Origin of the sequence: Paraburkholderia sp. Ac-20342, assembly GCF_017104985.1 — a bacterium.
Classification (GTDB): domain Bacteria; phylum Pseudomonadota; class Gammaproteobacteria; order Burkholderiales; family Burkholderiaceae; genus Paraburkholderia.
Window position 1 is genome coordinate 66,475 of sequence record NZ_JAAGPQ010000008.1, and the last position, 15,223, is coordinate 81,697.

13 protein-coding genes are annotated in these 15,223 nt (G+C 57.2%); 3 read left to right on the forward strand and 10 right to left on the reverse strand.

Annotation, left to right across the window (positions count from 1 at the left end; translation table 11 throughout):
• Positions 1-23: 23 nt before the first annotated feature.
• From G3N58_RS04660 to G3N58_RS04675, 4 genes are read right to left on the reverse strand one after another with little or no spacing between them, the layout of a single operon-like run.
• Entirely contained in the window at positions 24-752 is a 729-nt protein-coding gene (locus G3N58_RS04660; RefSeq protein ID WP_205998594.1) for an amino acid ABC transporter ATP-binding protein, read from the reverse strand.
• An 8-nt stretch (positions 753-760) separates the two neighbouring features.
• Positions 761-1,456, reverse strand: a complete 696-nt coding sequence (locus tag G3N58_RS04665) for an amino acid ABC transporter permease (RefSeq protein ID WP_205998595.1) — start codon at positions 1,454-1,456, stop codon at positions 761-763.
• A gap of 38 nt (positions 1,457-1,494) precedes the next feature.
• The gene (locus G3N58_RS04670) at positions 1,495-2,211 is read right to left on the reverse strand and encodes an amino acid ABC transporter permease (RefSeq protein WP_205998596.1); all 717 of its coding nucleotides are present in this window, start codon (positions 2,209-2,211) and stop codon (positions 1,495-1,497) included.
• A gap of 16 nt (positions 2,212-2,227) precedes the next feature.
• On the reverse strand, positions 2,228-3,142 hold the full coding sequence (locus tag G3N58_RS04675; RefSeq protein ID WP_205998597.1) for an amino acid ABC transporter substrate-binding protein: 915 nt from the start codon (positions 3,140-3,142) through the stop codon (positions 2,228-2,230).
• Between the two features lie 93 nt (positions 3,143-3,235).
• Between G3N58_RS04675 and G3N58_RS04680 the strand changes: the two genes are divergently transcribed.
• Together G3N58_RS04680 and G3N58_RS04685 are read left to right on the forward strand one after the other, a co-directional pair.
• Positions 3,236-4,147, forward strand: a complete 912-nt coding sequence (locus G3N58_RS04680) for a LysR family transcriptional regulator (protein ID WP_205998598.1) — start codon at positions 3,236-3,238, stop codon at positions 4,145-4,147.
• 38 nt (positions 4,148-4,185) lie between these two features.
• Complete coding sequence (locus G3N58_RS04685; RefSeq protein ID WP_205998599.1) at positions 4,186-4,887, forward strand: alpha/beta hydrolase; 702 nt, start codon at positions 4,186-4,188, stop codon at positions 4,885-4,887.
• Positions 4,888-4,974: 87 nt separating this feature from the next.
• On the opposite strand, the gene G3N58_RS04690 is transcribed toward G3N58_RS04685, so the two are convergent.
• The 3 genes from G3N58_RS04690 to G3N58_RS04700 all read right to left on the reverse strand — a co-directional run bounded on the left by G3N58_RS04690 (position 4,975) and on the right by G3N58_RS04700 (position 8,261).
• Entirely contained in the window at positions 4,975-6,294 is a 1,320-nt protein-coding gene (locus G3N58_RS04690; protein ID WP_205998600.1) for a dicarboxylate/amino acid:cation symporter, read from the reverse strand.
• Between the two features lie 106 nt (positions 6,295-6,400).
• On the reverse strand, positions 6,401-6,862 hold the full coding sequence (locus G3N58_RS04695; RefSeq protein WP_205998601.1) for a RidA family protein: 462 nt from the start codon (positions 6,860-6,862) through the stop codon (positions 6,401-6,403).
• Positions 6,863-7,034: 172 nt separating this feature from the next.
• Positions 7,035-8,261, reverse strand: a complete 1,227-nt coding sequence (locus G3N58_RS04700) for a diaminopropionate ammonia-lyase (RefSeq protein WP_205998602.1) — start codon at positions 8,259-8,261, stop codon at positions 7,035-7,037.
• Positions 8,262-8,564: 303 nt separating this feature from the next.
• Here G3N58_RS04700 and G3N58_RS04705 point away from each other — a divergent pair, with 303 nt between their 5' ends.
• Positions 8,565-9,488 carry a LysR family transcriptional regulator gene (locus G3N58_RS04705; protein WP_205998603.1) on the forward strand — a complete coding sequence of 308 codons (924 nt, stop codon included), beginning with the start codon at positions 8,565-8,567 and terminating at the stop codon, positions 9,486-9,488.
• Between the two features lie 5 nt (positions 9,489-9,493).
• Here the strand turns inward: G3N58_RS04705 and G3N58_RS04710 are convergent, their stop codons facing one another.
• The 3 genes from G3N58_RS04710 to G3N58_RS04720 form a co-directional block, all read right to left on the reverse strand.
• Positions 9,494-12,622, reverse strand: a complete 3,129-nt coding sequence (locus G3N58_RS04710) for an FAD-binding and (Fe-S)-binding domain-containing protein (protein ID WP_205998604.1) — start codon at positions 12,620-12,622, stop codon at positions 9,494-9,496.
• Positions 12,623-12,637: 15 nt separating this feature from the next.
• Entirely contained in the window at positions 12,638-13,342 is a 705-nt protein-coding gene (locus G3N58_RS04715; protein ID WP_205998605.1) for a haloacid dehalogenase type II, read from the reverse strand.
• Positions 13,343-13,472: 130 nt separating this feature from the next.
• Positions 13,473-15,137 carry an MFS transporter gene (locus tag G3N58_RS04720; protein WP_205998638.1) on the reverse strand — a complete coding sequence of 555 codons (1,665 nt, stop codon included), beginning with the start codon at positions 15,135-15,137 and terminating at the stop codon, positions 13,473-13,475.
• Between the last annotated feature and the right edge of the window lie 86 nt (positions 15,138-15,223).

Consider the following 15,223-nt stretch of genomic DNA (forward strand, 5'->3'; position numbering starts at 1 on the left):
CTGCGAACGTATGCCGATCAAAGTTAGTTTTGCGAAATGGACGAAATAAATGCTCTTGCACGATCAGAAGTCGGGCGATCGAAAAACTGTGCAGCGAGCGTCTTCTCAACGATCTCGCCTTTGTCCATGAACACAACCCAGTCTGCGACCTGACGAGCGAAGCCCATCTCATGTGTCACTACCATCATCGTCATGCCCTCTTTGGCCAGCGAGACCATCACGTCAAGCACTTCGCCAACCATCTCAGGATCGAGCGCCGACGTCGGCTCATCAAAGAGCAATACCTCCGGATCCATGGCAAGCGCCCGCGCAATCGCGACGCGTTGTTGCTGGCCGCCGGACAACTGACCAGGAAACTTGTGGGAGTGTGCGTCCATTGCTACTCGCCGGAGCAGGACTTCAGCCTTCTCTTTTGCATCTTTGCTAGTTCGGCGGAGCACCCGGGTCTGGGCAAGACAGAGGTTCTCCATCACGCTAAGGTGCGGAAACAGCTCAAAGCTCTGAAAGACCATCCCAACCAACCGCCGAAGTCGCGGCATGTTGGTTGTGCGTGCGCCAACCGCCGTCGCGTTCACCCGGATCAATCCATCCTGATACGCTTCCAGTCCGTTGACACACTTGATCAAGGTGGACTTACCCGAACCCGAAGGACCACAGATCACGGTTACCTCTCCTCTCTCAACCTTCATGGAGCACTGGTTCAAGACCTTGAAGGCTCCATACGATTTCGACACGTTTTCAATTTCAATCATCGGCTAACCTAGGTTCGAGGTAACGCAACGCGCAGTTGTAGACGCCGCACGACCTGCGACGCAGTGAATGAGATCGCGAAGTAGACCACCGAAGCGAAGACGTACATCTCAACTAGGCGGCCATCGCGTTGAGCCACATCGCTCGCCGCGCCCAACAGATCAGTGAGCGACAGCACGTACACAAGCGACGAGTCCTGAAAAAGGACAATCGTCTGGGTGGCCAGCACCGGAAGCATATTGCGCAGCGCCTGAGGAAGAATGACGTAACGCGTGACCTGAAAATAGGTCATCCCAAGCGAATACCCCGCAAACAACTGCCCCACCCGAATCCCTCTCAGGCCGGAGCGGATGATCTCGGCAAAGTAAGCCGCTTCAAACATCGTGAATGTCACGAAAGCAGACGTACGTGCTCCGACCTGTACGGGGCGAGGAGCTCCAAGAACCCACTGGCCTACAAACGGCAGTAGAAAGTAGATCCAGAAAATCACCAGAATCAGGGGCAGCGATCGCGCAATGTCGACATATAGCTCGGAAAATTTCTTGAGTGGCCAGATTGACGATTGCCGCATCAGCGCCAGGATTGTTCCGAGTACAACTCCGCCAACTGTCGCTGTTGCCGTTAGGGAAAGTGTGAAGCCGAGGCCGTCAATGAGGACGTAGTGCGCGGAGCGCTCGACAACGCTCCAGTCGAATGAGTAAGCCAATGTGAATCCGATTTCGCAAGGTTGAACCTAGGCGTTCGTCAATGCCGGAGTGCCGTCTTTTCTTCGATCACACGCGAGACGACGACGATCACCACATTCAGGATGAAATAAAGCAGGGTGGCTGCGGTGAACGCCTCGAATACGTTGAACGTGTACTCCTGCATTGCCCGTGCTTGTGCGGTCAGCTCCGCGAGTCCAATCGTCAGCGCGACAGAGGTGTTCTTCACAATCGCGATACCCTCCGAGGTCAGGGTTGGAAGCATCGCGATGTAAGCTCGCGGCAGCAGGATGTGTCGGTAGGCCTGCGGCAAAGTCATTCCCAACGCAAGCGCGGCTCCTTTCTGTCCAACAGGCAGCGCCTGGATGCCAGCCCGGATCTGCTCCGCGATGCGTGCAGAGGTGTAGATACCAAGACCTAAGAAGGCAATGTAGAACGATCCAAACGGAAGCGTCTTCAGCCACATGCCCCACTTCTCAGGCAAGAGTTCGGGCATCACGAAATACCAAAGAAAAAGCTGCAGTAGTAACGGCACGTTTCTGAATATCTCGACGTAAGTCCGTGCGGATACATTCGCAAACCGGTTGGGCACTGTTCTCAGCACGCCGACAACCGTTCCGAGGGCCAGTGCGATTACCCACGCTAAGGCTGCTGTGCAGACCGTCAGCATCAAACCTTTCAGCAAGAAAATCGCATAGTTGTCCGAGCTTCCCATTGCGGTCTGGGCAAATACACCCCAGTTCCATCTGTATTCCATAAGGCCCTCCGTTGCGTCACTTCATCACGTAAGTTGCCGGATCAGCGGAGTCCGTCGGGGAATGCCACACGCGCTGAAGCGCCTTGCTGGGTGGCAAATTCAGTGTGATGTTTCGCGGGGGAATCGGCGCCTGGAACCACTTCTTGTAGAGTTGCTCAGCCCCGCCGGAGGCGTAGAAATCTTTGAGTGCATCATCCACGACCTTCTTGAAGGCCGGATCATCCCGGCGCATCACGATCGCATAGGGTTCCGATGACAGTGCCTCGGACGAAATCACGTATTCCTGGGGATTCTTGGAATTTGCGATTGCACCGGCCAGAAGAATATCGTCAAGAATCAGGGCACTCGCCCGACCTGTCTCCAGCATCAAGAACCCTTCCGAGAAGTCCTTCGCCGGCAGCACCGTCATTCCGAGATGTTGCGACTCGTTCAACTCGTTCACCTGAAGCAGATTGTCCGAACCCGCATTCGACGTAACGGTTTTGCCCTTGAGGTCCGCCAGCGTGGTGATGTTGTCGGACTTGCGCGTCGCAAACCGGTTTGCCGCTACGAAGGTCGTGACGGAGAATGCCACCTGCTTCTGTCGTTCGAGGTTGTTCGTCGTCGTCCCGCACTCGAGATCGACAGTCCCGTTCACGATCAGCGGAATGCGAGTGGATCCGCTCACCTTCGCATAGCGAACCTCCAGAGACTTCATGTTCAACTTCTTTTGCACCGCCTCAGCAACCTTACGGCACAGATCAACGGCGTAGCCAATCGGTTGCTGCCGATCGTCCGTGTACGACAACGGAATACCTGCCTCGCGGTATCCAATCGTGATCGCACCGGTCTCAGCGACCTTGCCAAGTGTCCCTGTGGAGGTTTGTGCCGATGCGCTCAAGTTGGCAAGCAAAGCGATGGCGGAAAGCAGAAGCGTTTTTGTTCTCATCATCAAATCTCGAATGTGTGGTGGAAGAACAGTGATGATCTTAGATAGAAAAAAATATATGATTGGTATTGAAAAGTGCAGACACCTCCATAAAAAATGAACCTACGGCAGCTTCGTTACTTTTGTGAGATCGTCGAGTCCGGCAGCTCCGCTCAAGCGGCGGCCAGGCTCTATGTAGCCGCTACGGCCGTAAGCGCGCAGCTCTCTCAACTCGAGGGCGAGCTTGGCGGCGAACTCTTTGATCGATCGCGTCGTCCAATGGAACTCACGGCGCTCGGGCGGCATTTCTACCCACGTGCCAAGGAACTCCTCACAAACGCCGCCCGGCTCTGCGAAGAGACCCAGGCCATCGCGGCTGGACAGAGGGGGTGGCTTGCGATCGGTTTCGCGCGTTCGGCCATGTTTTCGATCGTTCCCAATGCGGTTCGCAGGTTTAGAGAAGCCTCACCCGAGGTGGAGATCGAACTGCTTTACAGGCCGAGCGAGCAGCAGCCTACAGAGCTTCTTACCGGACGAATTCAACTCGGCATATCCCGTTTCGTCGGCTCCTTTGATCGTGTCGACGGCCTCACATACACTCCTCTTTTCGAAGACCCCTTCGTTGTTGCATTACCGTGTGATCATCGGCTCGCGCGTCGCAAAGTGTTGAAGCCCGGTGAGCTCGACGACGTCCCATTCATTTCCTATCCGCGGGTCCCGCAGACACATTACGCGGAAGATACGTTTGCCCTGCTGCGCAAGGCCGGCGGAAATCCGGTGCCTGCCTACCACGCGGACGAGATCAATCTCGCGCTCGGGATGGTGGCGTCTGGTCTCGGCTTCTGTCTCGTTGGCCGTTCGGCCTGCGAGGGAAGCCGAAGTGATATTTCGTTCGTGAGACTCGCGGGCCTTCCCGAAGTCGCCACGATCGTCGCTGTCACACGTGCCAGTGAAGAGAACCGAATCGTGTCTGCGTTTGTCTCAGCACTCAATACCCACCCTCTTGCACAGAACGTCGACCAAGAATGAGGTCGATCTTCTAGCGCATCAACCCATAGAGCTGCCCCATGAATGTTGTGTTCCTGCCCGGTACCATGTGTGACGAGAGGCTCTGGAGCCGGTTGCTGCCCGAATTGGCACCGCTCGTCCATCCCAAATTCGTGTCGCTCTCTGAAGTCACAGATCGCGAGTCAGCCAAACAAACGCTACTGCGTGAGATTCCTTCAAGCTCGCACATCGTCGCCTTCTCGATGGGTGGCTATCTTGCGCTGGAGCATGCGCTGGCGAATCCGCATCAGGTGAGGTCGCTGGTTGTCGTTGCCGCATCAGCCAGAGGTCTCAACACGCAAGAAAAGGTTCGGCGTCAACGCATGCTCGAGCAGCTCTCCACGCACCCGTACGCAGGAATTTCGAAGCCCCAGTTAGCGGCATACCTAGGGCCGGCCGGCACTGGCAATCCGGAGATCGCCGCGACGATCGTAGAAATGGATCGAACGCTGGGGGGCAGCGTATTGCAGGCCCAGATGCGAGCCACAATGGAGCGCCCCGATCTCATCCCCTCATTAGATTCCATCGACTGTCCCGTGCTGATTGTTGGTTCTGTCAACGACAGGATGGTCCGGGTCGAGGATCTGCAGGAGATGCACACACACCTTCGCGACAGTCGCCTGCAGTTGCTCGACGGACCGGGTCACATGATCCCACTGGAATCGCCAGATGAACTCGCGATCCAGATTCGCTCGTTTTACGACACCCTGCCGTCGCTGTAGGCTGCCCCAATAGTGCTAACAGGTCAAAGCATGTACGCGAGGTTGGGCAGTTTGCTGCTCGACCGCCGCCACCGCGCCTCCTGAATGTCAGCTTGAGGCGGTGACCGTTCGATCTGGCGTCTCCATGGCATGTACCTCCTGAACTTCGTTTGCGATCCGTTCCGTCTCTGGCTGTGCGCGATTGAGCGCCCCTTCCCACTTCGCGACAATCGCACATGCGATCGAGTTGCCCACTGCGTTGGTCGCGGAGCGTCCCATATCCATGAAGGTATCTACGGCCATAATCATCAGCACGCCTGCTTCCGGAAGGTGAAAGTGGGAAAGCGTTGCCGCGATCACGACCAATGACGCGCGTGGGACACCCGCTATGCCCTTCGATGTCACCATCAAAACGAGAAGCATCGTGATCTGCGTTTCCAGCGGCAAAGCGATGCCGTAAGCCTGTGCAATGAATAGGACGGTGAAGGTGCAATAGACCATCGTTCCGTCGAGGTTGAACGAGTACCCCAACGGGAGAACGAAACTTGAGATTCGACGATCGACGCCGAATCGGTCAAGGGCCGTAAGCATCTGCGGAAACGACGCTTCCGAACTTGCCGTCATGAGTGACAACAGGAATGGAGCCCGAATCATTCGGATCAGCGAGAACACTCGTCGACCAAGAAACAGGAAGCCCGCGAAAATCAGAAAGAGCCACAACGACGCCAAACCCAAGTAAAAGAAGCCGACTAGCTTGGCGAACGTGAGGACGATCCCGATCCCCTTTGTTGCGATTATTGAAGAGATCGCTGTGAATACTGCGATCGGTGAAAATCGCATCACAGCTTCCGTGATCTTAAGCATCATGGCGCCGATCTGCTCAATTACATCGACGAGAAGTACCCCGCGCGCCCCGAGTGCGGCGAGTGCAGTACCGCAAAAGATGGAAAAGACGACGACCTGCAAGATCTCATTCTGGGCCATCGACTCCGCCGCAGAGCGCGGCACTAGATGGGTGATGAAGTCTTTGAGCGAGAATGCGTTCGTTGCCAGTGAAGCGTGCGCCGAAGTCTCTGGAAGCGGGAGCCCGGTATTTGCACCGGGTTGGAGCCAGTTGGCGAGGACGAGGCCAAGGGCAAGGGAGACGAGTGATGCTGAAATGAACCACCCCATTGCCTTCAGACCGACTCGGCCGACAGCAGACGCGTCGCCAATCCTAGCAATTCCGGGCACCAATGTCGCAAAAACGAGTGGGGCAATGATCATTTTGATCAGGCGCAGAAAAACTTCAGTTCCGATCGAAAAGTAATCTGCGAGTGAAGACATCACGGCAGGGTCTGTGATTTGTTCGTGACAGATCCCACCGGTGATCACGCCGAGAATCATCGCGGCGACGATATAACGCGTAAGAGATTTGGTCTTACTCATGTCATGCTCTGTGAGAAATCCAGGGGCGTATCTCGCCGATCGGCAAATAGCCGATGCGATGCAATCAGGCAGAACTGGATTTTCTGAAGGGCAGCCGGTCGGCTGGCTAAACGATCTCGAAGATTGCTTCGATCTCGACTGCGAGGCCTGCAGGCAACGATGCCATCCCGACCGCGGATCGCGCGTGGCGCCCCATTTCGCCGAAGACGCTCAGGAAGAGCTCCGAACATCCGTCGATCACCTTCGGATGATCTCTGAACTCGGGGGTTGCCTGAACCATTCCAAGAATTTTTGCAACACCGCGCACCCGCTCGAGATCGCCGATCGCTGTCTGCACTGTTGCGAGAAGCTGAAGACCGATCGTACGCGCATCGCGGTATCCTTCTTCCACGGTGTAATCGGCTCCGAGGCGCCCCTTTCGCAAAGTTCTGTCTACGTTGCGTGCGCCTTGGCCCGACACGAAGAGAAGATTATCGACTTTGTAGTAAGAGGCGTAACTGCCTACCGGTTTGGGAACATTCGGCAATTCGATTGCCAGCTCTGCCAGACGCTGCTTAATGGTGGTCACTGCAGTCTCCGTATCTTTTGTGGAACGCGACGCGTGCTTCCAGAACTTGCGTCGCTGTAGTGAGGCGTGTTGGGCCGTCTATGGCCGACGGTGAACGGAAGTCTCACCGCCGGCTTGTTCATCTGCGAGAACCGCGATTTACCTGTCGGATTGACTCGACTCTTGTCTGCGCTCAGTTAACCGAGCTCTCGAAGATCTCGGAGGCGGGCCGTCCCACGATCCGCTCATAGATGCTCGGGTCGGTCGCGCCCTCCAGACCAAACAATAGGACCTGACTGTTTTCATCGAGGCCTAGTGACTCTCGCAGAGCCGGGATCTCTTTCGACTTCAGGACCACCGCCGTCCCGCCAGCAGCCGTTTCTCCGCAAACCACGGGCGTGTCACCATTGCCTGCAGCGAGCACGCGCATCGCGTGTTCTGCCCACGAGTCGGGGATAGTCACGAAATCACTGGAGATCCAGTCCAGTATTGCCCACGCCGCCGGCGAAACTTCACGGCAAGCAAGGCCTGCCATGATCGTGTGCAACGAGCCGGCAGAAGGCGTCGGAGCCTTGTTGAAGGCGCTCTGATAGAGGCAATCGGCCTCGTTCGGTTCGACCATGATCATGCGCGGGTTCGAGCCACCCAGACTCTGGTGGAATCGGAGAAAAATCGCTGCGGCGATGCTGCCCACACCGCCTTGAACGAAGATGTGCGTGACGGCCTTCGGATCCGGCAACTGATTCAGGGCTTCATCCACGAGCACCATGTATGCATTCATCACGTCGCGCGGAGAGCCCGATGCGTAGTTGTCCCATGAGGTGCTGGAAACGAAATGCCACCCGTTGTTCTTCGCGTCGCCCCGCGAGCGACCGACCGAGGCTTCATACTCGCCCTGGATGCGGATGACGATGGCGCCCAGCGCCTCCATTGCTTCCTTGCGACCAGGACTCACGTGTTCATGGATGTAGACCACGCAACGACACCCGAAGTGCTTTGCTGCGTACGCTAGCCCGCGCCCCTGGTTCCCGTCGGTTGCAACCGTAACGGTCACGCGTTCCGTGATAGACCGAAATTTCCCGCTACGAAGGTCGTCCGAAGTCGGACGCTGACCGGTCGCCTTTTCAACTGCGTCCGCGAGGATGCAGAAAACCGCGTACGGCGCGCCGAGCGCCTTGAAGCTTCCCATTCCGCGGCCGAAGCGCTGGCTCTCATCCTTGTAGTAGATCTTCTTGACACCGACCTGTGAGGCCAGATTGTCCAGCGAATGCAGCGGCTGGGCTTCATACTCGGGCCAGCCATGGATCTCCTTGACTGCAATGCGCCATTCGCCCAAGTTGTTGACGGCGGGGAATGCGCGATCAGCCTTGGCGGCGTCGAACCATGCGGCGTTCTTATAATGCTGGTATTCGGGGTTCATACAGTTCCTGACTAAGGTAGCAAGCGGGACGCGATATCTGCTGTCCAACAGGTGTTTCAAACAAAATCACAGGGTGCCCACGTCTCGTCGCACCTCGACGTGAGGCATCGATGGCAGTCGGCACGCCCGGCGAATTCCGGGACAACCACTTGATTCCAGTCAGCGTACGTGTTCAAAATCTTGTACCGTGAGCGTCATGCGCATTCGGAATACCATCCCGCGAAACGTGCAACACAGGGCCGCCAGCACCTCGCCTGGACCACGCCATATGGCGCAAGCCAGGCCGCATAGACAGAGAATCGAATGGAAGCAAAGTGGTTGGAAGACTTTCTATCCCTGGCAGAGAGTCGGAGCTTTTCGCGTGCGGCACACGACCGTCACCTCACCCAGTCAGCACTGAGTAGACGCATTGCTGCGCTTGAAGCATGGCTCGGTGCCCAGCTCATTGACCGGAGTGTGAGCCCCATACGTTTGACATCGACGGGCATCATGTTTCGAGGACAGGCAGCCGAGATCCTTCGCGGCATCTACGCGGCGCGAACGTTGGCGCACGGCCATGAATTGGTCGCCGACGGCGTTGAAGTCGTCCGCATGTCGGTCGTTCACCCTCTTCTGTTCACACTCGTGCCCAACCAGTTACGGCAGATCAGGGCGGAGCTGGGTCATGTGAAGGCCAAAGTTCAGGCGGTCAACGTTCCTGACGGCGTACGCGCCATGGTCGAAGGCGAGACCGACCTTTTTCTTGCATATCACCACCCTCACCTACCGATCGTGCTGGACCCCAATCGATTTCCCTTTCTTTCGTTGGGGTCAGAAAGGTTCATTCCGGTGTCGGCCGTGGGCCCGAACGACGGTCCCCTCTTTCAGCTACCGGGTGACAGTGCCGAGCCGGTGCCGTTCATGGCATACGCTCCCGGGACGTTTCTCGGAAACGTCGTTGAGATGCTACTTCTGAATGCATCGAGGCCCTGCGCCCTTCAACGCGTATTTGAGACACATCTTTCCGAGGCGGTGAAGGCGATGGTTGTCGCCGGCAACGGGCTTGGCTGGTTACCAGAGAACAGCATCGCTCGAGAAATGCGGGAAAAGTCCATGACGTTCGCGGGAGGCGAGCAGTGGACAACGCAACTGGAGATCTGCGTGTATAGGTCGAGTGACACCCAGAACGCCGCAGCAGACGAACTATGGGGCTGGCTGGCGAAAAGCGCTGCGAGCAACCATCCATGAGATGGCTAATCGGCTACCAGTGCGAGTGAGACTCCTTTACCTGGTAAGAGAGCGCCGGTGAATGCACTTTCGTTCCCGGTGGCCACGGCAAGTAGCGCCTGTATAGGATGCCGCAGGCGTTGGCTCGAGAATCTCTTCGCCTGACAGCGGCACGAGAAGCCGTCACTGAGAACGGGAGGCCTGGTCCCGTCCTCGACAACACTTTTCCAACTCTGACTGTAAATGCGCTCCGACTGGTCCCGATGCTCGATCTCGTGACCGAAAGTACCGGCCATCCCGCAACACCCGACACTTACGAGATCGACTGAAGCGCCGAACATGGAAAACAGGTCTTTCCAGTTTTTCACAGCAGAGGGCACGTTCGCCCGCTCGGTGCAATGCGCGAGGAGCCGATATGCAACATCGCGATTCGGCATCCTCTCCGGTCTCGTCGGCGATGTGGCCAGTGCCTCGAGCAACCACTCCTGGATCAGTCGCACGTTCACCTCAGCGATGCCGCTCCCGGTTGAACGATACTCCGAACGATAAGTGAGTGTTGTCGCCGGTTCAATGCCGACAAGGGACACTCCCAGTTTTGCAAACTGATCTAACTGTCGAGCATTCTTTGCAGCGACGCGTTCGAAGCGCTCGAGGAAACCATGCACTTGTAGCGCCTTTCCGTTAGGAAGAAACGGGACAGCATGAGGCTCGAAGCCAAGAAACCGCAGAAGCCTGAATACGTCTAGCATGACCTCCGTGTCGAAGTAGCGCGTGAAAACATCCTGTACAACAAGGACGTGTTTGCGCCTCTCCAGCGGCGTCAGATTAGCGAGCGTGTCCACACTCGCTGGCGTGAAACCTTGGCGGGAAAGTTCCTTATCGAGGTGTATCGGCGCAAGCTCGGGCACATCGACGAGACCGATCCTAGATTGCAGCCACTTTGCAGCGAGGTTTTGCGAAAGCACACCATAGACCTTAGGCATCTTTGCCGCCCAAGGCAGCAGCGATTCGAGACCTCCCACAACGTGATCTCTCATCGGCCGAAGGTAGCGACCGTAATAGAGCGCCATGAAACGCGCACGAAAACTCGGCACGTCCACACTGACCGGACATTGTGTTGCGCATGCCTTACAGGCAAGACAGCCTTGCATGGCATCCATCACTTCGTTCGAGAAATCATATTGCCCGGCTTTTCGCGCGACAGAATTCTTCAACCGCCGGAACAAGCCATCGCGAGGCGCCGGATTCGCCAACAGCGCGTGCTCGTCGACGCCGGCGACCGACAGCCTCGCCAACCATTCGCGCATGAGTGACGCCCTACCCTTAGGAGAGTGTCTCCGTTCCCGGGTTGACTTCCAGGACGGACACATCGGATCGTCCAAGTCGAAGTTATAGCAGGCACCGTTCCCATTACAGGACATCACGCCGGGGTAGTCTTCACGGACGGCTATTGGTACTCTCCGATCAGCAACGCCTCTTGTAGGAATGTCGGCGATTTGCGCTAGTCCATGCGTGGCTGGCGAAGCGATCTTGCCAGGATTGAGCTGATCATACGGATCGAATGCTGCCTTGATCTCCTGTAAGAGACCATAGACGGGACCAAAGAAGCTGGGAGCGTATTGCGACCGGAATCCCTTGCCGTGCTCTCCCCACAGCACCCCCCCATACTGTGCAGTGAGTCGCGCTACCTGGTCCGATACCTCTCGCATGATCAGATTGTCTTGCGGCTCGATCATATCGAGCGCCGGGCGGACATGCAGGACGCCAGCATCGACGTGGCCAAACATGCCATATCGAAGTTGGTGGCTATCGAGCACCGCACGGAAGTCAGCGATATAGTCCGCCAGGTTCTCGGGCGGAACCGCAGTATCCTCGACGAACGGTACCGGCCGCCCCTTCCCAGGAAGCTTGCCAAGCAGGCCAACGGCGCGCTTGCGCATTTCCCACAGATTGCTCACCGCTTCCTCGCCGCGAGCGATTACATGTATCAGCCGGCCGGTTATGCTTTTTTCCTGTTCCCCCAAAAGCTGATCGACCTCCGCCAGCGTCGCGTTCAATGCGTCGAGATCATCGCCTACGTATTCAACAAGGTTGATGCCCTGCGCAAGCGTACTTCCGGTGTCGGGAATGTACTCCCTTACGGCTGGCCATACGCGGTCAGTCCGAGCGAGCTGAAGCACCATGCTGTCGACAGTCTCGATGGAGGTCGGTTTCAGCGCCATCAGCGCCCGAGCGTCACGCAATGCTGCGTCGAAGCTACGGTACTGGATTGCAATGATGGCCGCGTGCTTCGGTATCGGCAAGACATTGAGCGTCGCCTCGGTCACAAGGCCCAACGTGCCTTCGGCGCCACACAACACCGAATTCATGTCGAAGCGGCCGTCGGTCCGCCTCAGATGGGCCAGGTCGTAGCCAGTGAGACTTCGGGTAAGCGGCGGGAAATGTTCCTTGATGAGCGCACGGTTGTTGTGTTCAAGATTCTGCAGCAGACGATACACCGCGCCGATCTTGCCCGGCAGCTTTGTCATCGTCGCAAGTTCCTGGCTGTCGACCGGTCGCGACCGCAGCGATTCGCCGCCCAGCAAGGCCGTACGCAACTCCAGCACGTGGTCTCGCGTCTTTCCGTAGACTACCGACCCTTGGCCGCTGGCATCGGTGTTCACCATCCCACCGATCGTGGCGCGGTTGGACGTTGATAGTTCCGGTGCGAAGAAAAGCCCGTGAAAGCGCAAGGCTGCGTTGAGCTGATCTTTGACCACACCGGATTGCACGCGGGCGATCCGCTGGGCGGGATCGATCTCGAGAATCTGATTCATATGCCGCGAAAAATCGACCACAAGACCGTCCGTCAGCGACTGTCCGTTGGTGCCGGTGCCGCCCCCTCGTGCAGTCACCTTGACTTCTTTCCAGGCCGAAGTTCCCGCCAGTGCCAATAGCCTGACAACATCGTCGTGGTGTCTGGGAAAGGTCACGCACTGCGGCGTGACCTGGAAGATCGAGTTATCGGTCGAAAAAACGGTCCGATCTCCCTCGGAAGTCGATACTTCGCCCTCGAAGCCACTTTTCGCCAATGCCTCAACAAAGTTGAGGTAGAGAGGTGCCGGCGTCCCGACTGCGTTCAGCCGCGGGATGGCGCGATCAGTAGAGCGAAGCATCGTTGTTCCCTTCCCTTATACGATCACGTCCGCGAGCGACGCCATGTCGTCGACCCACAGATCCGGCTGGTGGGGCGTGCCGCCGAACGGGCGCTTGCGGCGGTCGATGAAGGCCGAACGCATGCCCGCGGCCTTCGCACCGAGACAATCGAAGGCGTGGTTCGCGACGAACAGGACTTCGTTCATCTTCACGCCCATGATCTCGGCGGCCTTCGTGTAGGTCGCGACGTGCGGCTTGAACGACTCTGCTTCCTTGACCGAGATGACGCGGTCGAACGGGATCTTGTGATAGTCCTTGGCGGTTTCGAGCATGTCCGGATCACCGTTCGACAGGACCACGATCTTGTACTTCGTCTGCAGACGAGCCAGAGCTTCGGGCACGTCCGGGAACGGCTTCAGACGCTCGATGCAGGAGACGAGATAGCGAACTTCGTCGTCGGTGTGCTCGATACCAGCGCGATCCAGCGTGTAGGCGACCGCGCGGAAACCGATCTCACGGTACGGCGTGTGTTCTTTATGCAGCAGGGCGTCAATCATCGAGTTTTCGAAGTGCGTCCGACGCCACCAGGTAACGAACGAATTCGGGTTACCCGTCCAGCCCTTCTCTTTCAGGAAGGGCGTGGCGAATTCCGTGAGGCCCTTTTGCATGTCGACCACGGTACCGTACTGGTCGAACATGACGACCTTGATCTCGCTCTTGAGTTGTTCCACGTTGCTCATCACTATCTCCTTGGTTGGATGTGTCGCGGTGTTCTGTTTGTCACCACGCAGTTTCACTTTAAGTACCACTCAATCATTTTTCAAATGGATTGAAGGTATTTCGATATTCATTCAGTCAATGTTGTATCGGCTAGTCGTCGCTATAGATGCTGTCTGGCCGAGGCTCGCGGACGAAGAGCAGACCGATCACAAACGAAGCGGCAGCAACTGTCACCGGATACCACAACCCGAAGTAGATGTTCCCGGTCTGAGCGACCAGCGCGAAGCAGATGGTCGGCAGAAGTCCACCGAAATAGCCGTTTCCGATGTGATAAGGCAACGACATGGCTGAGTACCGGATGCGGGTCGGAAACATCTCGACCAGAATGGCCGCAATGGGTCCCAACGTCATGGCGCCGAACGTCATTAGCGCGACGAGTAGCAGCAGGATCATCGGCTGATTCACCATCTCCGGGTCGGCCTTTTGCGGATAGCCCGCCGCTCTTAACGCCTTACTCGTGGTGGCTTGAAACTCCTTTTCCAACGCCTTGGCTTGTGCAGGCGGCATTCCCTTAAGCGATGGAGCGACTAACTCGGTCGTTCCGATCTTCACGTGAGCGGTGGACCCTGCTGGCGCGTCTACGGTCGCATAGCTCGCAGAGTTAGACGACAACACGCGGCGCGCAAGATCACAGCCACTGTTGAAGGTCGCTGTTCCTGTGGGATTGAACTGGAAAGAGCAGTCCTTGGGATCGGTTACGATCACGACCGGCGACGATTCCTGTGCCGTCGCAAGCACCGGGTTCGCGAAATACGTAAGCCCATGGAAGATGGGAATGATGAAAATCGACGCGAGAAGGGAACCGCCCAGGATGATCGGCTTCCGTCCGATTCGATCAGACAACCGCCCAAAGAAGACATATAGCGGCGTGCTGATCAGAAGCGCCAGCCCCACTAGCAGATTCGTCGTACTCGCGTCGACCTTCAACGTCTGGGTCAGGAAGAACATCGCGTAGAAGAGCGCTGTGAACCAAACCACAGCCTGGCCAGCCAGAAGACCAAACAGCGCTTGAAGCACGAGCTTCAGGTTCCGCCATTGACCGAATGCTTCGGATAACGGAGCGCGTGAAATCTTTCCTTCAGCCTTGATCTTCTGAAATGCCGGAGACTCGTGCATCGACATTCGCACGTAGACCGAAATCCCGAGCAACACCGCCGAAAAGAGAAATGGAATTCGCCAACCCCAAACCTCGAACGATTTCCCGGTCAAGGTCCGCACAATGAGGATGACGACGATCGACAACAGCAGGCCGACCGTAGAGGTCGTCTGGATCCAGGACGTCCAGCCGCCCCGCTTGTCGTTCGGTGCATGTTCTGCGACATAGGTTGCCGCGGCGCCGTACTCACCGCCGAGAGCGAGGCCTTGGAGCATGCGCAAGGCTACGAGGACAACGGGCGCCGCCACGCCAAGGGTCGCATAGCCAGGCAACAAGCCAACCAGGACCGTCGAAAACCCCATGATGAGGATCGTCAGCAGGAAGGTGTACTTGCGCCCTACCAGATCGCCCAAACGGCCAAATACGAGCGCTCCGATCGGACGAACGATGAAGCCCGCCGCGAAGGTCAGGAGCGCGAAAACGAATGCCGTGGTTGGATTGAGACTGCTGAAGAACTGAGCCGCAATCAGTGCCGCGAGCGACCCGTAGAGAAAAAAGTCATACCACTCAAAAACTGCTCCGAGCGAAGCAGCGAAAATCACCTTCCTTTCTTCGGCATTGATCGCATGCGGACGCGCCGCAGCTAGCTCGTTGCTCATCATGTCTCCTCCTATCCTGTTCGCGCCGACAGGATTGCCGACGGATAGCCGGCTTGGACACGTAGTCTCGTGTCTGGAGGCCTGCA